This window comes from Vicinamibacterales bacterium (assembly GCA_036496585.1).
GTDB lineage: Bacteria > Acidobacteriota > Vicinamibacteria > Vicinamibacterales > 2-12-FULL-66-21 > JAICSD01.
This window is the reverse complement of record DASXLB010000079.1, coordinates 1-20,322: the sequence shown is the minus strand read 5'-3', so window position 1 is coordinate 20,322 and position 20,322 is coordinate 1. Positions and strand designations below refer to the sequence as shown.

The 20,322-nt window shown below is 66.6% G+C and carries 17 protein-coding genes; 7 read left to right on the top strand and 10 right to left on the bottom strand.

Annotation, left to right across the window (positions count from 1 at the left end; translation table 11 throughout):
* Window position 1 precedes the first annotated feature (1 nt).
* On the top strand, window positions 2-2,479 hold the full coding sequence (gyrA, locus tag VGI12_22210) for a DNA gyrase subunit A (GenBank protein HEY2435399.1): 2,478 nt from the start codon (window positions 2-4) through the stop codon (window positions 2,477-2,479).
* A gap of 1 nt (window position 2,480) precedes the next feature.
* Here the strand turns inward: gyrA and VGI12_22205 are convergent, their stop codons facing one another.
* Window positions 2,481-4,769, bottom strand: coding sequence for a UvrD-helicase domain-containing protein (locus tag VGI12_22205; GenBank protein ID HEY2435398.1), 2,289 nt, complete (start codon window positions 4,767-4,769; stop codon window positions 2,481-2,483).
* Between the two features lie 44 nt (window positions 4,770-4,813).
* Here VGI12_22205 and leuC point away from each other — a divergent pair, with 44 nt between their 5' ends.
* Both leuC and leuD read left to right on the top strand, forming a co-directional pair.
* Window positions 4,814-6,211, top strand: a complete 1,398-nt coding sequence (gene leuC / locus VGI12_22200) for a 3-isopropylmalate dehydratase large subunit (GenBank protein HEY2435397.1) — start codon at window positions 4,814-4,816, stop codon at window positions 6,209-6,211.
* The gene (leuD, locus tag VGI12_22195) at window positions 6,201-6,797 is read left to right on the top strand and encodes a 3-isopropylmalate dehydratase small subunit (protein ID HEY2435396.1); all 597 of its coding nucleotides are present in this window, start codon (window positions 6,201-6,203) and stop codon (window positions 6,795-6,797) included. Before leuC ends, leuD begins: the two co-directional genes overlap by 11 nt.
* A gap of 50 nt (window positions 6,798-6,847) precedes the next feature.
* On the opposite strand, the gene VGI12_22190 is transcribed toward leuD, so the two are convergent.
* The gene (locus VGI12_22190) at window positions 6,848-7,738 is read right to left on the bottom strand and encodes a LysR family transcriptional regulator (GenBank protein HEY2435395.1); all 891 of its coding nucleotides are present in this window, start codon (window positions 7,736-7,738) and stop codon (window positions 6,848-6,850) included.
* 84 nt (window positions 7,739-7,822) lie between these two features.
* On the opposite strand from VGI12_22190, the gene VGI12_22185 reads away from it, so the two are divergent.
* Entirely contained in the window at window positions 7,823-9,067 is a 1,245-nt protein-coding gene (locus VGI12_22185; GenBank protein HEY2435394.1) for a 2-isopropylmalate synthase, read from the top strand.
* Window positions 9,068-9,127: 60 nt separating this feature from the next.
* Here VGI12_22185 and VGI12_22180 read toward each other — a convergent pair whose 3' ends face one another.
* The 6 genes from VGI12_22180 to rsmI form a co-directional block, all read right to left on the bottom strand.
* A complete protein-coding gene (locus tag VGI12_22180) occupies window positions 9,128-10,069 on the bottom strand; it encodes a slipin family protein (GenBank protein ID HEY2435393.1) in 942 nt (313 codons plus the stop codon).
* Window positions 10,070-10,078: 9 nt separating this feature from the next.
* Window positions 10,079-10,471: a GntR family transcriptional regulator gene (locus VGI12_22175; GenBank protein HEY2435392.1), complete on the bottom strand. Its 393-nt coding sequence runs from the start codon at window positions 10,469-10,471 to the stop codon at window positions 10,079-10,081.
* A gap of 77 nt (window positions 10,472-10,548) precedes the next feature.
* Window positions 10,549-12,393 (bottom strand): glutamine--fructose-6-phosphate transaminase (isomerizing), encoded by a 1,845-nt coding sequence (gene glmS, locus VGI12_22170; protein HEY2435391.1) that lies wholly within the window; start codon window positions 12,391-12,393, stop codon window positions 10,549-10,551.
* A gap of 59 nt (window positions 12,394-12,452) precedes the next feature.
* On the bottom strand, window positions 12,453-13,829 hold the full coding sequence (gene glmU, locus VGI12_22165) for a bifunctional UDP-N-acetylglucosamine diphosphorylase/glucosamine-1-phosphate N-acetyltransferase GlmU (GenBank protein ID HEY2435390.1): 1,377 nt from the start codon (window positions 13,827-13,829) through the stop codon (window positions 12,453-12,455).
* Between the two features lie 47 nt (window positions 13,830-13,876).
* On the bottom strand, window positions 13,877-14,392 hold the full coding sequence (locus VGI12_22160) for a tetratricopeptide repeat protein (protein ID HEY2435389.1): 516 nt from the start codon (window positions 14,390-14,392) through the stop codon (window positions 13,877-13,879).
* A 322-nt stretch (window positions 14,393-14,714) separates the two neighbouring features.
* Window positions 14,715-15,560 carry a 16S rRNA (cytidine(1402)-2'-O)-methyltransferase gene (rsmI, locus tag VGI12_22155; GenBank protein HEY2435388.1) on the bottom strand — a complete coding sequence of 282 codons (846 nt, stop codon included), beginning with the start codon at window positions 15,558-15,560 and terminating at the stop codon, window positions 14,715-14,717.
* Window positions 15,561-15,613: 53 nt separating this feature from the next.
* Between rsmI and VGI12_22150 the strand changes: the two genes are divergently transcribed.
* Window positions 15,614-17,242, top strand: coding sequence for a DUF885 domain-containing protein (locus VGI12_22150; protein HEY2435387.1), 1,629 nt, complete (start codon window positions 15,614-15,616; stop codon window positions 17,240-17,242).
* A 29-nt stretch (window positions 17,243-17,271) separates the two neighbouring features.
* Window positions 17,272-17,592 (top strand): zinc ribbon domain-containing protein, encoded by a 321-nt coding sequence (locus tag VGI12_22145; protein ID HEY2435386.1) that lies wholly within the window; start codon window positions 17,272-17,274, stop codon window positions 17,590-17,592.
* A 1-nt stretch (window position 17,593) separates the two neighbouring features.
* Here VGI12_22145 and galU read toward each other — a convergent pair whose 3' ends face one another.
* Window positions 17,594-18,493: a UTP--glucose-1-phosphate uridylyltransferase GalU gene (galU, locus tag VGI12_22140; protein ID HEY2435385.1), complete on the bottom strand. Its 900-nt coding sequence runs from the start codon at window positions 18,491-18,493 to the stop codon at window positions 17,594-17,596.
* A 27-nt stretch (window positions 18,494-18,520) separates the two neighbouring features.
* Between galU and serS the strand changes: the two genes are divergently transcribed.
* Window positions 18,521-19,804, top strand: coding sequence for a serine--tRNA ligase (gene serS, locus VGI12_22135; GenBank protein ID HEY2435384.1), 1,284 nt, complete (start codon window positions 18,521-18,523; stop codon window positions 19,802-19,804).
* Window positions 19,805-20,027: 223 nt separating this feature from the next.
* On the opposite strand, the gene VGI12_22130 is transcribed toward serS, so the two are convergent.
* The coding region (locus VGI12_22130) for a hypothetical protein (protein HEY2435383.1) at window positions 20,028-20,322 on the bottom strand (295 nt) is incomplete at its 5' end.

The following is a 20,322-nucleotide window of genomic DNA, read 5'->3' as shown; positions in this document are numbered from 1 at the left end:
CATGACAGACATCGCAGCTTCGAAAGTCCCGGTCAACATCGAGGACGAGATGAAGCGCTCGTACATGGATTACGCGATGAGCGTAATCATCGGCCGAGCGCTGCCCGACGCGCGTGACGGGTTGAAGCCGGCGCATCGCCGCGTGCTCTACGGCATGCGGACGATGGGCCTGGCGAGCAACCGTGCCTACCGCAAGTGCGCCAAGATCGTCGGCGAGGTGATGGGCAACTTCCATCCCCACGGCGACGCCTCGATCTACGACACGCTCGTCCGGCTCGCGCAGGAATTCAACATGCGCTATCCCCTGGTCGACGGCCAGGGGAACTTCGGGTCGATCGACGGCGATCCGCCGGCGGCGATGCGCTACACCGAGGCGCGCCCCGAGTCGCTCGCCGAAGCGATGATGACGGATCTCGACAAGGAGACCGTCGACTTCGTCCCCAACTACGACGAGACGACCGAAGAACCGACCGTTCTCCCGACGACGTTCCCGAACCTGCTGGTCAACGGCTCGGCGGGCATCGCCGTCGGCATGGCGACGAACATTCCGCCGCACAACATGCGCGAGGTGATCGACGGCGTCCTCGCCGTCATCGAGCAGCGCGCCCAGCCGAAGCAGGAGCGCCTGAAGGCGGTGCTGCGCGCCGTGCCCGGCCCCGATTTCCCGACCGGCGGATTCATCGTCGGCCGGACTGGTATCTTCCAGGCCTACACCACCGGCCGCGGCGCCGTCACCGTCCGCGCCCGCGTCAGGACGGAAGAGTCCAAGAAGGGGGATCGCACCTCGCTGGTGGTCGACGAGATTCCGTATCAGGTCAACAAGAAGCGGCTGATCGAGAACATTGCCGAGCTCTACCGCGAAAAGACGATCGAAGGCATCTCCGACCTGCGCGACGAATCCGATCGCGACGGCATGCGCATCGTTATCGAGCTGAAGCGCGGCGAAGTGCCGGAGGTCGTGCTCAACAATCTCTACAAGCACACGCAGCTGCAGACGACGTTCGGCATCATCATGCTGGCGATCGCGGGCAACCGGCCGAAGGTGATGCCGCTGCTCGAGATCGTCGAGCATTTCATCGAGTTCCGCCGCGAAGTGGTGCGGCGGCGCACCGAATTCGAACTGCGCCGCGCCGAGGCCCGCGCCCACATCCTCGAGGGCCTCAAGATCGCGCTCGATCACCTCGACGAAGTGATCCGGTTGATCCGTGGATCGAAGAGCCCGGCCGAGGCGCGCGAAGGACTGCAGACCAGCTTCAGCCTCTCGCTGTTGCAGGCGCAGGCGATCCTCGACATGCAGCTGCAGCGCCTGACCGGCCTCGAGCGTCAGAAGATTCTCGACGAGCTGGTCGAGCTGATGAAGACGATCGAGCGGCTGCGCGGGATTCTGTCGAGCGAGGAGCTGCTCATCCAGCTGGTCGTCAACGAGCTGAAGGCGGTGCGCGAGAAGTTCGGCGACGATCGCCGGACCGAGATCATCGACGAGAGCGGCGAGCTGCGGATTGAAGACCTGATTGCCGACGAAGACATGGCGATCACCGTCACCAACACCGGCTATATCAAGCGCACGCCGCTCACGACCTATCGCGCGCAGCACCGCGGCGGCAAGGGCCGTATCGGCATGCGGACGCGCGAAGAGGACTACGTCAGCCACCTCTTCGTTGCCTCGACGCACTCCTACATCATGATTTTCACGGACCTCGGCCGCGCCTACTGGCTCAAGGTCCACGAGGTGCCGGACGTCGGTCCGGGCGGCAAGGGCAAGGCGATCATCAACCTGGTGCAGTTCGAATCGCCGGACGAGAAGATCGCCGCGCTGCTCGCCGTGCGCGAGTTCCCCGAGCAGGACGAGCAGCAGTTCGTGGTCATGGGGACGCGGAAGGGCACGGTCAAGAAGACCGATCTCTCCGCCTTCAGCAACCCGCGCCCGAGCGGCATCATCGCGATGGGCATCGAGGCTGGCGACGCGGTCATCGCCGTCGAGCTGTCGGACGGCAAGGAACAGATCTTCATCGGTTCGCGTGATGGCATGGCCATCCGCTTCAACGAGGAAGACGTCCGCTCGATGGGCCGCACCGCCTACGGCGTCCGCGGCATCACGCTGCGCGACGACGACGAGGTCGTGGCGATGGAGGTCGTCCGCGAGGGCGGGACGATGCTCACGGTCGCGCAGAACGGCTACGGCAAACGGACCGAGCTCGAGGAGTACCGCCTGCAGTCACGCGGCGGGGTCGGCATCATCAACATCCAGACCTCCGACAGGAACGGCAAGGTCGCCGGCATCGCCTACGTCCACGACGACGACGAGGTGATGGTCATCTCGCAGCAGGGGATGGTCCTGCGCATGAAGGCCGGCGGCATCAGGTCCATCGGCCGCGCGACCCAGGGCGTCCGGCTGATCGAGATGGAAGACGGGGACGCCGTCGTCTCAGTGGCGAAGATGCCGGAGCGGGACGAGGAAGAAGGCGTCCTTCCCGCCTGATTCAAGCCGGTTCGAGCTTGGCAAAACGCGCCAGCAGTTTTTTCTGCCCCACCGAATTGAACCGCACGGTGATCTTGTAATCGTCGGTGTGCTCTTCGACCGCGAGGACGACGCCGACGCCGAATTGCGCGTGCTTGACGCGCATGCCGACGCGCACGCCCGAAGCGGACTGGTCTTCGTCTTCGTATGAGTATTTGGGCGAGTCTTCCTTGACGCGGCCAGGGCGTCCGCCGCGGCCGTAGGGGTTGGTGCGGAACTCGTAGTGCGCGTGGGCGAAGGTCGACTGGTACTGCGACGCGTAGGCTGGAGTGATCCGCTCGACCAGCTCCGACGGCACTTCGTCGATGAAGCGCGACGGCTCGGTCGACTGATACTCGCCGAACACCCGCCGGCGCGCCGCGCCGGTCAGGAACAGGCGCCGCTCAGCGCGGGTCATGCCGACGTAGAACAGCCGCCGCTCCTCCTCGAGCTCGGCCTCGTCCTCGGTTGACCGCGAGTGCGGAAAGAGACCGTCCTCCATGCCGGCGATGAACACGACCGGGAACTCGAGGCCCTTCGCCGCGTGCATCGACATCAGCCAGACGCGCGCGTTCTTCGTGCCCGACTCCTCGTCGACCTCCGACAGCAGCGAGAGCCGATCGACGAAGCCGCCGAGCGAGGCCTCGGCGTCGCGCGATTCGTAGTCGCGGGCCGCCGACACGAGCTCCATCAGGTTCTCGGTCCGCTCGTTGGCTTCTTCGGTGTTCTCGTCGCGAAGGTCCTGCAGGTAGCCGGAGCGGTCGAGCATCCTGCCGATGGCGATCGACACGGTATCGGTCCGCGCGTCGCGCGCCAGGCCCGCGATCATGTCGCGGAACGCGCGCAGTGAAGTCGTCGCGCGGTTGCCCAGCCGGCCCTCGTCGACCGCGTGGACGAGCCGCGCCCAGAGCGATCGCGCCGAGCTGACCTCGGCAAGGCCGGCGGCGAGGAGTGGCGGCGCGTCGGCGGCAATCCTGTCGAGATCGATGCCGCTCAGCGAGTCCATCACGCCTTTGCCGATGCCGCGCGACGGGACGTTGATCACCCGGCGAAGACTGACGTCGTCGTGCGGGTTGATGATCAGCTTGAGATAGGCGAGCGCGTCCTTGATCTCCTTGCGCTCGTAGAAGCGGACGCCGCCGATGATCTTGTACGGGATCGACTCCCGCATCAGTTGATCCTCGATGGCGCGCGACTGGGCGTTGGTGCGGTAGAGCACCGCCATCATCGTGGCGGCGTCTTCGGCGCGCGCCTGCTTGATCGACTTGACGATGAAATCGGCTTCCTCGAGCTCGTCGCCGCCGCGGTAGTAGACGATCTTGTGGCCGCCCTTGCGGTCGGTCCACAGGCGCTTGTCCTTGCGGTTGCGGTTCTGCTGGATGACGGCGGTCGCCGCGTCGAGGATCACCTGAGTCGAGCGGTAATTCTGCTCGAGCCGGACGATGGCGGCGTCGCCAAAGTCGGTCTCGAAATCGAGGATGTTCTTGAGATCGGCGCCGCGCCACTTGTAGATCGACTGATCCGGATCACCGACGACGGCGAGATTGCGATGGATCCCGGCGAGTCGCTTGATCAGCAGGTACTGCGGACGGTTGGTGTCCTGGTACTCGTCGACCATCACGTACTTGAACTTGTTCGCGTAGCGCTCGCGGACCGGCGTGGAGGTTTCGAAGAGCTCGACGGTCTTGAGCAGCAGATCGTCGAAGTCGAGCGCGCTCGACTCGCGCAGGGCCGCGATGTACTTCTCGTAGATCTTCGCGATTTGCTCGTCGCGCAGGTTCCACGCGCCGCGCAACGAGTCGGGCCCCTCCATGCGGTTCTTGGCCTGGCTGATCCGCGCCAGCGCTATTCGCGGCGGCACCAGCTTGTCGTCGATGCCGAGCTCTTTGGAGGCCTGCTTGACGACAGCGATCTGATCGGAGGAGTCGTAGATGACGAAATCGCGCGACAGCCCGATGTGCGGCGCCTCGCGCCTCAGCAACCGCGCGCAGAGCGAATGGAACGTCGACAGCCAGACGCCGTTGGCATCGGCGCCGAGCAGTCCCTCGACGCGCGCGCGCATCTCGCCGGCGGCCTTGTTGGTGAAGGTCACCGCCAGCACCTCGTCCGGCCGCGCGTGGCCGTTGCCGATGAGGTAGGTGATGCGAAACGTGATGACCCGCGTCTTTCCCGATCCCGCGCCGGCGAGGATCAGCAGCGGCCCTTCCGTGTGGAGCACCGCTTGGCGTTGTTCGGGATTGAGCTTGTCGAGGAAATCCATTGCGAGAGGCACTCCCAGTATAGCGGCGGCTGGGGCGTGCTAGGATCGCGGCTTCCATGCGAGATACTCTTCTCGACAAGGTCTGGCGGGCGCACACCGTGCGCAAGCTGCCGAGCGGGCAGACGCAGCTCTTCATCGGTCTTCACCTGATTCACGAGGTGACGACTCCGCAGGCGTTCGACATGCTCGAGGCGCGCGGGCTTCGGGTGGCGATGCCTGAACGGACGATCGCCACCGTCGACCACATTGTCCCGACGCTCGATCAACGGCGGCCGTTCGTCGACGTGATGGCCGAGGACATGCTCTCGGCGCTCGAGCGCAATTGCCACGCGCACGGCATCCGGCTATTGCACCTCGACAGCGGGCAGCAGGGGATCGTCCACGTCATCGGGCCGGAGCTCGGACTGACCCAGCCCGGCATGACCATCGCCTGCGGCGACAGTCACACCTCGACGCACGGCGCTTTCGGCTCCGTCGCGTTCGGCATCGGCACCTCGCAGGTGCGCGACGTGCTGGCCTCGCAGTGCCTCGCGATGGAGCCGCTGAAAGTGCGGCGTATCGCGGTGCGCGGCCGCCTCGATCGCGGCGTCTACGCCAAGGACGTCATCCTCGCCATCATCCAGCGGCTCGGCGTCAAAGGGGGCGTCGGCTACGGCTACGAGTACGCCGGCGACACGATCGAGCGCATGTCGATGGACGAACGCATGACGATCTGCAACATGTCGATCGAAGGGGGTGCGCGCGTCGGCTACGTGAACCCCGATCAGACGACGTTCGACTATCTGAGAGGGCGTCAGTTCGCGCCGCACGGTGACGCCTTCGAGCGCGCCACGAAGTGGTGGGCGTCGATGGCGTCCGACCGCGACGCGTCCTACGACGACGAGGTCGTCGTCAAGGCCGAAGAGATCCGCCCGACGGTCACCTGGGGCATCAACCCCGGACAGTCGGTCGCGATCGACGAGCCGCTGCCGTCGAACGCCGACCCCGAAGCTCTCGCGTTCATGGGGTTCCGCGCCGGCCAGGCGGTGCGGGGGACCAGGATCGATGTCGCGTTCGTCGGCTCCTGCACGAACGGCCGCCTCTCGGACCTGCGCGAAGCGGCGCGCGTCGTGCGGGGCCAGCACGTGGCCCGGCATGTCAAGGCGCTCGTCGTCCCGGGCTCGCAGGCCGTGCGCGCGGCGGCCGAGCGCGAAGGGCTCGACCGCGTGTTCCTTGACGCCGGCTTCGAGTGGCGGGGCGCCGGCTGCTCGATGTGCCTGGCGATGAACCCGGACCGCCTCGAAGGGCGCGAGATCTGCGCCTCGTCGTCGAACCGTAACTTCAAGGGCCGGCAGGGGAGCCCGACCGGCCGTACGCTGCTGATGAGCCCGGCGATGGTCGCGGCCGCGGCGTTGGCCGGCGAGGTGGTGGACGTCCGCGAACTGAATCCTGCGGAGGTGGCGTTTGGCCGTTGAGCGCATCCGTGAAATCCGCGGCACCGGCCTGCCGCTCCGCGGCGACGACATCGACACCGACCGGATCATTCCCGCCCGCTTCCTGAAGGCCATCACGTTCGAAGGGCTGCAGGACCACCTGTTCGAAGACGATCGGGCGCAGATTGACGGCCATCCCGCCGGGAATCCGGCCTACAACGGCGCGCGGGTGATGGTGGTGCAATCGAACTTCGGCTGCGGCTCCTCGCGCGAGCACGCGCCGCAGGCGATCCACCGGCGTGGCATCAAGGCGGTCATCGGCCAGTCGTTCTCGGAGATCTTCTTCGGCAACTCAGTGGCGCTCGGGCTGCCGTGTCCGACGGCCTCGCGCGACACGACCGAGGCGCTGATCGCGCTCATCGAGCAGAATCCGTCGGCCGAGATCGCCGTCGATCTCGACACGATGAAAGTGACCGCCGACGGCCGCTCGTACGACCTGACGCTTCCCGCTGCGGCGCGCGAGGCCTTCATGGACGGCGGCTGGGACGCAACCGGCCTGCTGCTCGATGACTACGACCAGGTCCGCGCCGTCGCCGCGCGCCTGCCTTACGTCACTGCCGCGTGGTAGTGGCGGGAGCCTGATCCTCCCGTCCTCCGTGACGGCGCTTCGAACGAGAATCAGGCGCCCGTAGCGCCGCCGGCTTTGGCGACCTCCAGAAATGCCTCCGCGGCGCGGCTGCGCTCTCCGGTGCGGCGGAAGACGAGCCGGACGGTGCGCTGTGCGCCGAGCTCCGGGACGCGCACCGCGGCGAGATGGCCGCGGGCGATTTCGGTCAGCGCACAGCGGCGCGGCAGCAGCGCCACGCCAATGCCCATTTCGACGGCGCGCTTGATCCCGTCGAGCGAGGGCAGCGAGATCTGGATGTTGATCGAGGTCTGGCGCCGCTCGTAGGCGCGCAGCACGCGATCGCGCGTCGGCGACGGGTCGTTGTGGGCGATGACCACCTGGCGGCCCACTTCCTCGAGGGTGACGCGTCGGCGGCCGGCCAGCGGATGCTTCGGCGACGCCAGCAACACCAGGTCGTCGGCGCCGAGCGAGAGCGTTTGCACGCCGCGATCGACCGGCTGGAAGGTCAGCACGCCGAAATCGAGGCTGCGATCGAGCACGGCGCTGGCGATCTGCCGCGACGGCACCCGGCGCACGTCCATCACGACATTGGGATGATCGAGAGCGAACTTCTCGACATGCGGCAGGAGGCTGTGGACGGCGGCTTCGTTGGCGCCGATGATCACCCGGCCGCGGCGGACCTGCTGCAGCTCCCGCACCGCCGTTTCGGCCTCGTTCGCGAGGCCGAGCAGCCGCTGCGCGTAGTCCTGGAGCAGGCGGCCGGCCTCGGTGAGGGTGCCGTCACGCGAGGAGCGGTCGAACAGCCGCTCGCCGAGCTCGTCCTCGATGCGGCGCACCGCCTGGCTGATGGCGGGCTGGGTGCGATGCAGGCGCCGCGCCGCAGCGGAGAAACTGCGGTCCGACGCCACGGCGAGAAACGCAGCGAGGTCTGGCAGCTGCATAAGTTACGCTAATCATACCCAAACAACTATAAATTGGACTTAGAGGGCGGATCCCGCTACAACAGGTAGACAGGAGGCACTCCCATGTCCGGCGACCGGCTGACCATCTTCGACACCACGCTGCGCGACGGCGAGCAGGCGCCAGGCTTTTCGCTCCGTATCGACGAGAAGCTCAAGCTGGCGCGGCAGCTGCGTACGCTCGGGGTGGACATCATCGAAGCCGGCTTCCCGATCGCGTCGGAGGCCGACGCCGAAGCCGTACGGATGGTCGCGACCCACGTGCAGGGTCCGGTGATCGCTGCGCTGGCACGCTGCCACCCCAAGGACATCGAACGGGCCGGCTGGGCGCTGGCGCCGGCGCCGCGCCGTCGCATCCACGTGTTCATCGCCACCTCCGACCTGCATCTCGAACGCAAGCTGCGCATGACCCGGGAGCAGTGCCTGCGCGCCGCGATGGCGGCGGTAAAACTGGCCCGTCAGTTCACCGACGACGTGCAGTTCTCCGCGGAAGACGCGACGCGCACCGACCCGGTGTTCCTGTGGCAGGTGATCGAGGCGGTGATCCAGTCGGGAGCGAAGACGATCAACCTGCCCGACACCGTCGGCTACTCGACGCCCGACGAGATCGCCGAATTCTTCCGCTCGGTCCTCGGCCGCGTGCCGAGCTCTGACCAGGTGATCTTCAGTACGCACTGCCACGACGATCTCGGACTCGCGGTCGCGAATACGCTGAGCGCCGTCCACGCCGGCGCGCGCCAGGTCGAGTGCACGATCAACGGCATCGGCGAACGCGCCGGCAACGCGTCGCTCGAGGAGATCGTCATGGCGATGCGCGTCCGCGCCGACCGTCTGCCCTACGAGACGGGGGTCAACACGCGCGAGATCTTCGCGTCGAGCCAGCTGCTGACGGCGCTGACCGGCGAAGGGGTGCAGGCCAACAAAGCGGTGGTCGGCAGGAATGCGTTTGCGCACGAGGCCGGCATCCACCAGGACGGCATGCTGAAGGATCGCCGCACCTACGAGATCATGCGGCCCGAAGAGGTCGGCGTCACCGCGACGCTGGTGCTCGGCAAGCACTCAGGGCGCCACGCCGTGCAGAAGCGGTGCGAACAGATTGGCTGCGGTGAGATGGACCGCCGCATGCTGGATGAGGTCTACCGCGCGGTCATCGAGCACGCCGACCGCGAAAAGGTCGTGAGCGACGCGGATCTGGCAGCGATCGTCGCACGCGTGACCGGCAGCGCCGCGGTTGAGCGGCCCCGCGCGCCCGCCACCGGCGCCGATCTGCACTCGACTCCAGCCGAAGTCGGCTACGGGCACGGCGTCTAGCGCTCGAACCGGGCGGGAGCGCTGTCGCCCCCGCCCACCTGGCGCGTCAGCGGCGTAAAGCTAGACGCCCTTCGATCCGGATCCGGGTTCGGGCGTGGCCAACTGCTGTTGCCGGAGCGCCGCGGCGCCGAGCAATCCGCCCATGCCCATCGACTCGACGGCCGAGCTCGGCACCAGCATCAGCGCCCCCTTCTCCTTGAGCCCTTCGTAGAGCATGTTCATCGCGCGCAGGTGCAGCGCGGTCGGGTTGTTGATGTACGACTGCGCCGCCTTCTCGAACATGTGCGCGATCTCGACCTCGGCGGTGCCGAGGATGACCCGCGCCTGCTTCTCGCGCGACGCCTGCGCCTCGCGCGACATCGCGTCCTGCAGCGACTCGGGAATGACGACGTCACGCATCTCAACCGACTGCACCGTGACTCCCCACGGGTTCGAGCGCGTGTCGATGAGCTTTTGCAGCTCTTCCTCGATCTTCTCCCGCCCGCGCAGCAGATCGGTCAGGGACGTGCGGCCGATGATGTCGCGCAGCGCCGTCTGCGCCGCCCAGCTCACCGCCTGCTGGTAGTCCTGCACTTCCAGCGCCGCCTTCTCTGGGTCGTAGACGAGCCAGAAGAGCACCGCGTCCACGTTGACCGGCACCGTGTCGGAGGTCAGCGTCTCCTCGGCGGCGAAGCTGGTGGTGATCACACGCTGATCGATCCACTTCGTCACCGTGTCGACGAAGGGCATGACCCAGAAGAGGCCGGGGCCGCGCAGCCCGACGTAGCGGCCAAGCCGCAGCACGATCCCGCGCTCCCACTGCTTGGCTACCTTCGGTGCTTGCATGAGCGTGAAGCCGATCGCGATGCCGACGAACAGCGGCCACGGCGTATTGCTGGACGCCGTCGCCCAGGCACCTGCCCCGAGTGGAACCACGAGCAGCGCGATGGCAACGATATTGGCGCGCGACTCGCGCCGGACCGCATCCGAGGTTGCGCGGCGACCTAACGGTAGTGTGACCATTCCCACGGCTCATGCTCCTTGTTGGCGCCGGCGCTCGATTTCGGGCAGCGCGTCTTCGACGCGAAACCCGTGATGCGAGAGTTCGGCGAGAAAACGATCCACGAGTCGATTCAGTTCGCTCCGACGCAGCGCGTCCTCCCGGTCCGGCGGCGTCCGCGCGGCGATGAAGGTGCCGACGCCGCGCCGCGTTTCGAGGACGCCGGCACGCTCGAGGAAGGCGTAGACCTTCGCGACCGTGTTCGCGTTGACCCGCAGATCGACCGCGAGTTGCCGCACGGTCGGCAGCTGATCGCCGACCCTCAGCCGGCCCGAGGCGAGGGCCGAGCGGATCTCCCGCTCGACCTGCGCATAGACCGGCGTCCTGTCGGTCTGGTCGATCACGAAGCCGCCCCAGGGGCTCACGGCACCTAATGTACTACTACAATAGTACAATGTCAAAACTGAGGATCTAGGCCTGCCGGGGGCCAGCCTTCCGCCTGCTATTCCACGGTCACGCTCTTGGCGAGGTTCCTCGGCTGGTCGACGTCACAGCCTCGCCGAATGGCGATGTGGTAGGCCAGCAGCTGGAGCGGAATTGCCATCAGTACCGGCGTCAGCAACGGATGGCATTGCGGAACGGCGATCTTGAAGTCCTGCGCGGGGTCGAGCAGCGGATCGACCCCGTCGTGGCCTTCGGTGGTCAGCGCGATCACCGACCCGCCGCGCGCCTTCGCCTCCTGGATGTTGCCGATCATTTTCTCGAACACCGCGTCATGCGGGGCGATGGCGACGACAGGCATCATTTCGTCGATGAGGGCGATCGGCCCGTGCTTCATCTCGCCGGCCGGATAGCCCTCGGCGTGGATGTAGGAGATCTCCTTGAGCTTGAGCGCGCCTTCGAGCGCGATCGGATAGTTGATGCCGCGCCCGAGATACAGGAAATCGCTCCGCTGGTAGAATCGCTTGGCGATCTCCTCGGTCAGGGGCTCACACTTCAGCGCCTGCTCGATGAGCAGCGGGAGCTGCACCAGGCCTTCGAGGTGCACGCGGGCGTCCTCGGGCTTCAGCGTGCCCCGGATCTGCCCCAGATAGACCGCCAGCAGATGCAGTGCGACGAGCTGCGAGGTGAACGCCTTGGTCGAGGCGACGCCGATCTCCGGGCCGGCGTGGGTCAGCACCGTGCCTTCGGTCTCGCGCGTCGCCATGCTGCCGACGACGTTGCAGACCGCGATGCTGCGCGCCCCCTTCTTCTTCGCTTCACGCAGCGCCGCGAGCGTGTCCGCCGTCTCGCCCGACTGGGTGATCACGATCGCCAGCGTGTTCTGCGAGACGATTGGATCGCGATAGCGATACTCGGAGCCGTAGTCGACGTCCACCGGCACCCGTGCCAGCGACTCGATGAGAAACTTCCCGACCAGCCCCGCGTGCCACGAGGTGCCGCACGCAAGAATGACCACCCGCTCGATCTTCTGGAGCGCCGCGTCGGGCAGCTCGATCTCGTGCAGGAACACCGTGCCGGTTTCGACCGACGCGCGGCCGAGCACGGTCTCCTTGACCGCCATCGGCTGCTCGAAGATCTCCTTCAGCATGAAGTGCTTGTAGCCGGCCTTCTCCGCCATGACCGGATCCCACGACACGCGCGTGCTCTTCTTCGAGACCGCCCGCCCGGCATAGTCGGTGAAGTCGACGCCGGCCGGCGTGATCACCGCCATCTCCTCGTCGCCGAGGAACACGACGTCGCGGGTGTGGGCGAGAATCGCCGGGATGTCGGAGGCGACGAAGAACTCGTGCTCGCCGAGACCGACGACGATCGGCGGACCGTTGCGGACCGTGACGATCTTCTTCGGATCGTCGGCCGAGATCAGCACCAGCGCGAACAGACCCCGCATGTAGAGCAGCGCCCGCCGCACCGCGTTCTCGAGGCCGTCGCCCTTGCTCTCGCGCTCGACGAGATGCGCGACGATCTCGGTGTCGGTCTCGGTGACGAAGGTGTGCCCTTCCTTCTGCAGCTGCTTCTTCAGGTCGAGGTAGTTCTCGATGATTCCGTTGTGCACGACGACGATCCGGCCCGTGCAGTCGCGATGGGGGTGCGCGTTTTCCTCGGTCGGGCGGCCGTGGGTGGCCCAGCGCGTGTGGCCGATGCCGTACTCCCCCTCGAGCGGGCTGACGGCAATCACATCCTCGAGGCGCGCCAGCTTGCCGGCGCTGCGACGCATCTCGATCGCGCCGTTGCGCACGACGGCGACTCCGGCGGAGTCATAGCCGCGGTACTCGAGGCGGCGCAGGCCGTCGATCAGGATCGGAAGGACCTGTTTGTCGCCGATGTAGCCGATGATTCCGCACATAGGTCAGTTCCCTGTCACTGTCATGGCGACGGTCGGAACGAAAGGGATGCGATCCGGGATCACTTCTTCCGCTTCCGCTCGACCCAGCCTTCTTTGTTGATCTGCTTGCCGCGCCCGATGGCGAGCGCGCCGTCCGGCACGTCCTCGACGATCGACGAGCCGGCGGCGATGTAGGCGCCCTTGCCGATGCGCACCGGCGCGACGAGTTGCGAGTCGCTGCCGATGAACGCGCCGTCTTCGATCACCGTCGCGTATTTGTGCGAGCCGTCGTAGTTGCAGGTGATCGTCCCGGCCCCGATGTTCACTTTGCTCCCGATCGTCGCGTCGCCGAGATACGACAGGTGATTCGCTTTCGAGCCCTTGCCGAGCGTGGTCTTCTTCAGCTCGGTGAAATTGCCGACGTGCGCACCTTCGCCGACGTCCGACAGCGGCCGCAGGTGCGCGAACGGCCCGACCTCGGCTCCCGCCCGGATGTGCGAGTCGCGAATCACGCAGAAGTTGTTGATCACCGCGCCGTCGTCGACGGTCGAGCTCACGACGCGGACGCCGGCGTTGAGCACGCAGCGCTCGCCGATGCGCGTCGTGCCTTCGAGATGCACGTTAGGGTGAATGACTGTGTCGCGGCCGATCTCGACGTCCGGACCGATCCACGCCGACGCCGGGTCGACGATGGAGACGCCGGCCGCCATCAGCTCGTCGTTCTTCCGGGTCCTTAGGATTGCCGTCACCTCCGCCAGCTCCTTCCGGCTGTTGACGCCCAGGATCTCACGCGAGTCCTCGAGCTGTACCGTTTCGACCCGCAGCCCGCGCTCGCGGTAGATGCGCACGAGATCGGGCAGGTAGTACTCGCCCTGGGCGTTCGTCGCGCCCACCGACCGCAGGGCGTCGAACAGCGGTTCGAGGGCGAACGCGTAGATGCCGCTGTTGATCTCACCGATGGCCCGTTCGTCCGGCGTCGCATCCTTGTGCTCGACGATCGCGGCAATCCGTCCATCGCGGCGGAGAATCCGCCCGTAGCCGGTCGGATCCGCCACGCGAGCCGTGAGCACGGTGGCGGCGGCCTGCGACTTCGCGTGCGCGGCAACCAGATCCTGAAGCGTCGCCGGACGCAGGAGCGGCACGTCTCCCGAGAGCAAGACGACCGTTCCGGTCTTTCCGGCGAGGCACGGTTCCGCCTGCAGCAGAGCATGTCCGGTGCCGAGCTGCGGCTCCTGGGTGGCGAACTGCAGGCCCGGCCGTTCCGCGACCGCGCCGCGCACCTGGTCGGCCATGTGGCCGACGACGATCGCCGTGGTGCGGGCCTGAAGCGAGGCAGCGGCTCGGAGGACGTGCTCGACGAGCCGGAGCTCGCCGGCGCGGTGCAACACCTTGGGCATGCCGGATTTCATCCGCGTGCCCCTGCCCGCGGCAAGAATGACGAGATGGATGTCGGGCATGATCCAGAAGAGGATAGACGAGTGCCTGAGCGCGTGCGAGCGGAGTCTTACCGGCGCGTCTTCGGACGCGGCCGCTGGGCGGCGAGTCGGGCCGCGGCGTGCGCCGCGGAGGCGTTGACAATCGACTTGAAGGTCGCGTCCTCCCGCAGCGATTCGAGCTCCGGATCCTGCCTGGCCCGCGCTCTGTTTTCCGGATTCAACGACACGGCCTCGCGAAGGTGATCGAGGGCGGTGCCCGTGTCGCCGCGACGCGTCGAAATGACCGCCACCAGGTAGCGCGCGTGCTCGTGCCGAGGGTCGTCCGTCAGGGCGCGCTGCACGTGCCGCAAGGCGGTGGTCTCGTCGCCGGCGTTGAGCGCCACCGTGCCGGCGTAGACCCATTCGTCGGGCGTTTTCGGCTGCGGCTCTTTCGGTTCGAGCTCGCGTTCGCAAACCTTCAGGTAGAGCCTGGCGCGCTCGAGCAGTTCACGCTCGTCGGGATAACGCTCGATGACGTTGCGCAGGGCCTCGGCGGAGGCCGCGAAATCGCGGCGCTGCAGAGCCTGCAGTCCGCGTTCGTACATCGCGACCGCTTCGTGGTACGTCGGTTTTCGCGGCGGGGGTGGTGCGGGGGCCGGCGGCTGAACCGGCGGGGCCGGTGCGACCTTGGCGGCACTCACCTTGGGCGCGGGCTTCGCCGGCGGCTTCTTGGCGCTCGTCTTGGTCGAGCCCGATGTCTTCCGCGAGACCGACGAGCGCGATTTGGCGGGCGTAGCGGCCCGACGCGCTGCGCCTTGAGCCCGGCGCTTGGTTGCCCGGGCCGGTTTACGAGTCGAGGAGGTCCGGGCTTTTGCCGCCCGGCGCAGTTTCGCCATGCCCGGTGGGTGACAGTAGCAAATAGCCCGTTCAGCGGTCAAGATCCGTGTCAGCCACGCGCCTGTAGAGGACGTTGACAGGGATCCCGTGGCGGTCGGCCAGCTTCTTGAGGGCTTCGCGCCTTTTGAGTCCGCCAGAATTGGTCAATTGGCTGAATTCAGACTGCAGCGTCACATCATCCACTGAAGCGTTTTCGGCTGGGCCGATAGGAGTTGGGGGCAGTAGGAGGGTGAATTCTCCACGCGGATTCTTGAAACGTTCGATAATCTCATGAATTGGTCCAACGACCAATTCTTCGTGCGCCTTTGTCAGCTCGCGACCGACGCCCACCACGCGATCCCGCCCGCAGATCGTTTCAAGATAGGTCAAGGTCCCAATTATGCGGTGAGGAGCTTCGAAGAAGACCACGAGCCTCGGCTCCAAGGCGATTCGTTGAAGCCATGCGATTCGGTCTTTTGACCGACCTGGTGGGAAGCCGAGAAACGTGAATTCGCGAGCGTCCAGTCCGGAAGACGAGATGGCCGCCATGACGGCGCTGGGCCCAGGAACGCTCTCGACTCTGATCCCCGCGGCACGCGCCGACGCGATCAGCGCCTCACCCGGGTCCGAAACGACCGGAGTACCCGCGTCGGAGACGAGCGCCAGCGAGTCCCCGGCCAGCAACCGCTGGACGAGCTTGGGCGATTTCTCATGCTCATTGTGCTCGTGAAGGCTCGTCGTCGGCGTCGAGATCGAGTAGTGTTGAAGAAGCCGGGCTGTCCGGCGTGTATCTTCAGCCGCGACGAGGGAGACGTCGCGAAGCACCTTCAGCGCGCGCAGCGTCACGTCCTCCAGGTTGCCGATGGGAGTGGCGACCACGTAGAGGATGCCGGGCATGCGCGGGTCGCCGATTCTACCAGATGTATTCTGCCGAACCCTTACCGCATTTCGTGGACGAATACCTCGCCTGGCTCCACGAAGTGCACCCGACGAACGCGAGTTTCGACGGTGTTCATCTTCACGACGACCTGCTCGAGGATCTGAGCCGCGCCGCGATTGACGCGCAGGTCCGCGATCTGGGCGCGTTTGCGCGCCGGCTGGCCGCCATCGATCCAACGCGGCTGACCGAGATCGAGCGGCTGGAGCGTCCCGCACTCGACGCCCACATCCGCTCGCGCCTCTTCGACCTCGAGACAGTCCGCACCTGGGAGCGAAGCCCGCAGTTCTACGGCGATCTGCTGGCCACGAGCCTCTCCGGACAGATCCTGTTCGACTACGCCCCGCTTGCCGAACGCGCGCGCCGCGTCGTGTCGAAACTCCATCAGGCGCCGCGGCTGCTGCAGGCGGCGCGCGACAACATCAAGGAGACGGCGGGCATCTTCGTCAAGGTCGGCCTCGAGAGCCTGCGCGGCGCGCTCCGCTTCATCGAGGACGATCTGCCTCGGGCGTTCAGCGCGCTCGACGATCCGTTCCTGCTGAGCGACCTCGCCGACGCCTCGACGGAGGCGACCGCCGCGATCGGCCGCTTCCTCCAGTACCTGGAAGAGGATCTCGCCCCGCGGGCGCGCGGCCCGTTCCGGCTCGGGCGCGACCGGCTGCACGAGAAGCTGCGGCTCGAGGAGGGCATTACTCTCGACGCCGACCGGCTGCTGGCGATTGCCGAACGCGAGCTGCACGCGACCCAGGAGGATTTCCGGCGGACCCTATCGCGCCTCGACGGCAAGGACCCGATGGCCGCGTGGGCCAAGGTCAAGACGGAGCACCCGGCCATGGGGGAGCTCGTCACCACCGCGCACCAGCAGCTCGAGGAGTTGGCGACCTTCATCCGCCGCCAGGATCTCGTGTCGCTGCCGCCGTCGGCCGACGTCACGGTGGCGGCGACGCCGCGGTTCTACCGCTGGACGTTCGCCAGCATGTGGACGCCAGGTCCGTTCGAGGCGCGCCCACTGCGGGCCTACTACTACATCACCGAGCCCGACGCCGCCTGGTCGCCCGAAAAGCAGGAAGAGCACCTGCGCGGCTTCAACTACGGCGCGCTATGGTCGATTTCGATCCACGAAGTCTTCCCCGGGCATTTTCTGCACTACCAGCACCTGCGCCGGATCCCCTCCACCCTGCGCAAGTCCATCCTGTTCTCGTCGACCGCGATGGTGGAGGGCTGGGCGCACTACGCCGAGCAGATGATGGTCGAGGCGGGCTTCCGCCGCGACGATCCGCGCGTGCGTCTCGGGCAGCTTGCCGAATCGCTGATTCGTCTCTGCCGGCTGGTGGTCGGGCTGCGGCTGCATTGCGAAGACATGTCCGTCGAACAGGGCGTACGCTTCTTCCGCGACGAGGCGTATCTCGAGGAGGCATCGGCCCGCCGCGAAGCCGAGCGCGGGACGTTCGACCCGTCCTATATCCTCTATTCGCTCGGCAAGCTGATGGTGCTGAAGCTGCGCGACGACTACCGAGCCTCGGTGGGCGACCGCTACTCGTTGCGCGGCTTCCACGACGCGCTGCTGGGCAATGGCACGGTGCCGCTCGGGTTGCACCGCAACCTGCTGCTCGGCGAGAGCAACGGCTCTCTCTTGGAATAGAATCGAAGGCGCGAAGGAAGACGAAGGGGATGCCGCTCTACGAATACGAGTGCGAGGCGTGCGGTCAGCGGTTCGAGAAGATTCGAAAGTTCTCCGACCCGCCTCTCGAGGTCTGCGACAAGTGCGGCAAGGGTCCGGTGAAGAAGCTGTTCTCGTCGCCGGCGATTCAGTTCAAGGGCTCCGGCTTCTACATCAACGACTACGCGAAGAAGTCGTCGTCCGACTCCGGCGGTTCGAAATCGGCGGCCGCCGATAGCGGCGAGAGCAAGAAAGCCGACGCGCCCGCCGCGGCGGCCTCGTCGACGCCGACGCCGTCAGACAAAAAAGAGTCGACCCCGAAGAAGGATTGAGCTAGCGGCGCGCGCCGGCAGGCACGTCGAGGCCGAGGCCGCGTAGGTATTCGCGGAACGGCCCCGACAGGTCGTCGCGCTGCAGCGCGAAGTAGACGACCGCCTTCAGAAAACCCAGCTTGTTCCCCGTGTCGTGGCGGACGCCGTCGATGAGGCAGCCGTAGATCGGCCGTTTCCTCAAGAGCTTTCGCAGCCCGTTCGTGAGCTGGATCTCGCCGGTCCGGTCCTTCTCGCGCGCCGTCTCTTCGAGCGCCGGGAAGATGTCCGGCGTCAGCACGTAGCGGCCGATGATCGCGAGGTTCGACGGGGCCTCCTCACGCGGCGGCTTCTCGACCATGTCGCGGATGCGGTAGACGCCTGGCCTGATCGGCTCGGCGTCGATGATGCCGTAGGCGGACACACTCTCGTGCGGCACTTCCTCGACGGCCACCACCGGTCCGTCGAGCTCCTCGAAGACGTCGATCATCTGCCGCAGCGCCGGCGGCTTCGCGTCGATCACGTCGTCGCCGAGGATGACCGCGAACGGTTCGTCGCCGATCAGATCCTTGGTGACGAGCACGGCGTGGCCGAGTCCCAGCGGCTCCCCCTGCCGGACGTACGAGACGTTGATGAGATTGGAGATCTTGCGAATCTCGGCCAGCAGCTCCTTCTTGCCGCGCGCCTCGAGGAACGTCTCGAGCTCCACCGAGACGTCGAAGTGATCCTCGATCGCGTTCTTGCCACGGCCGGTGACGACCAGGATGTTGTTGATCCCGGATTCGAGCGCCTCTTCGACGCCGTACTGGATGATCGGCTTGTCGACGAGCGGCAGCATTTCCTTCGGCTGCGCTTTGGTCGCGGGCAGAAAACGCGTCCCGAGACCGGCCGCGGGAAACACCGCTTTGCGCACCGCCTGTGGCATGAGTGAGATGGTAGCATTTAACCGCATATGCTCGATCCCGCTTACGTCCGCGACCACGCCGACGCGGTCCGCCGCGGGCTGCAGGCGCGCGGTCTCGATCCCGATGCGGTGTTGGAGCCGTTCGCGGCGCTGGATGCGCGCCGCAAGACGCTGATTCCAGAAGTCGAAGGGCTGAAGCGGGATCAGAACGCGTCGGGTGAGGCGATCGGGCGCGCCAAGCGCGAAGGGCGCGACGTCTCGGACGTGTTTGCCGCCAACAAGGCTCGCGGTCAACGGATCAAGGAGCTCGAGACGGAGCTTGACGAGGTCGAGCGGCAGCGCGCCGATCTGTTGATGACAGTGCCCAACCTGCCGCATGCGTCCGTGCCGCTCGGCCGCGGCAGCGACGACAACCAGGAAGTGCGCCGCTGGGGCGCGCCTCGGGCGTTCGGCTTCGAGCCGAAGCCGCACTGGGATCTCGGCCCCGCGCTCGGCATCATCGACTTCGACCGTGCCACGCGCATGTCGGGGGCGCGCTTCTCGGTGCTGCGCGGCGCCGGCGCCCGGCTCGAACGCGCGCTCATCAACTTCATGCTCGATCTCCACACGCGCGAGCACGGCTATACCGAGTTCGTACCGCCGTTTCTCGTCAACGGCGACGCGCTGCGCGGCACCGGCAACCTGCCGAAGTTCGAGCAGGATCTCTTCAAGATCGCCGGCGACTGGGATCTGTTCCTGATCCCGACGGCGGAAGTGCCGCTCACTAATCTGCACCGGACGGAGATTCTCGACGGCCGGCAGCTGCCGCTGCGCTATACCGCCTACACGCCGTGCTTCAGGAGCGAAGCCGGCTCCTACGGCGCCGATGTCCGCGGCCTCATCCGTCAGCATCAGTTCGACAAGGTCGAGCTGGTGAAGTTCACGACGCCAGAGCAGTCGTTCGACGAGCTGGAGTCGTTGACCGCCAACGCCGAGGAAGTGCTGAAGCGCCTCGAGCTGCCGTATCGAACGATGGTCCTCTGCACCGGCGACATGGGCTTCGCGTCGGCGAAGACCTACGACATCGAGGTCTGGCTGCCGAGCCAGAAGACCTATCGCGAGATTTCGTCCTGCAGCAATACGATGGCATTCCAGGCCCGCCGCGCCAGCATCAAGTTCCGGCCCGACGGGACCAGGAAGGTCGAGCACGTTCACACGCTGAACGGATCTGGACTCGCGGTGGGCAGAACGCTGATCGCGATCCTCGAGAACTACCAGGAACAGGACGGATCCGTCACGATCCCGGCAGCGCTCCGCCCGTTCATGGGCGGACTCGAGAAGATCAGCGCGTGAGCAGACCTGAAGGTCTGCCCTACATCTGTTGCGCAAACCGCAGCACGGCCGCGCAGGTCGCCGCGGTGCCTCTCGGCAGGGCTTCAGCTCTGACGCGGCGTCAAATCTCGAACGCCAGCTTCGCCGCCAGCTCGCTCAACTCACGGCGGCCGTCGCGACCCCGGGGTCAGACGGGGGTCAGACCGGGGTCAGACCGGGGTCAGACCACCAGTGATATTCCGAATCAGATCTCGAACGCCAGCTTCGCCGCGAGATCGTTCAGCTCACGGCGGCGGCCGTCGCGGTCGTCGGTGGCCTTCTTCTGGTCGGCGCGCAGCGTCGCGAGCTGGTCTTCCTGGTTGTTCAGTTCCCGCGTGTAGCGCTCGGTGAGCGCCTTCTCTTCGGCGCTGCCGCGCAGCGCCTTCATGTTTTCGCGCACCCGCTCCTGATCCTTCCCGATCTCGGTGATCTGGCCGTTGATCGCCGATAGCCTGGCGTCGGCGGCGGCCAGTTCGGCCCGTTTGTCGGTCAGCGGCTGT

Excerpts from the sequence above, each read along its gene's own strand:
- VGI12_22185 (HEY2435394.1), top strand. The coding sequence starts at position 7,823 with ATGTCCGGCGACCGGCTGACCATCTTCGACACCACGCTGCGCGACGGC.
- gyrA (HEY2435399.1), top strand. The coding sequence starts at position 2 with ATGACAGACATCGCAGCTTCGAAAGTCCCGGTCAACATCGAGGACGAG.
- VGI12_22190 (HEY2435395.1), bottom strand. The coding sequence starts at position 7,738 with ATGCAGCTGCCAGACCTCGCTGCGTTTCTCGCCGTGGCGTCGGACCGC.
- glmU (HEY2435390.1), bottom strand. The coding sequence starts at position 13,829 with ATGCCCGACATCCATCTCGTCATTCTTGCCGCGGGCAGGGGCACGCGG.
- rsmI (HEY2435388.1), bottom strand. The coding sequence starts at position 15,560 with ATGCCCGGCATCCTCTACGTGGTCGCCACTCCCATCGGCAACCTGGAG.
- VGI12_22180 (HEY2435393.1), bottom strand. The coding sequence starts at position 10,069 with ATGGTCACACTACCGTTAGGTCGCCGCGCAACCTCGGATGCGGTCCGG.
- leuC (HEY2435397.1), top strand. The coding sequence starts at position 4,814 with ATGCGAGATACTCTTCTCGACAAGGTCTGGCGGGCGCACACCGTGCGC.
- glmS (HEY2435391.1), bottom strand. The coding sequence starts at position 12,393 with ATGTGCGGAATCATCGGCTACATCGGCGACAAACAGGTCCTTCCGATC.
- galU (HEY2435385.1), bottom strand. The coding sequence starts at position 18,493 with ATGCCACAGGCGGTGCGCAAAGCGGTGTTTCCCGCGGCCGGTCTCGGG.
- VGI12_22160 (HEY2435389.1), bottom strand. The coding sequence starts at position 14,392 with ATGTACGAACGCGGACTGCAGGCTCTGCAGCGCCGCGATTTCGCGGCC.
- VGI12_22145 (HEY2435386.1), top strand. The coding sequence starts at position 17,272 with ATGCCGCTCTACGAATACGAGTGCGAGGCGTGCGGTCAGCGGTTCGAG.
- serS (HEY2435384.1), top strand. The coding sequence starts at position 18,521 with ATGCTCGATCCCGCTTACGTCCGCGACCACGCCGACGCGGTCCGCCGC.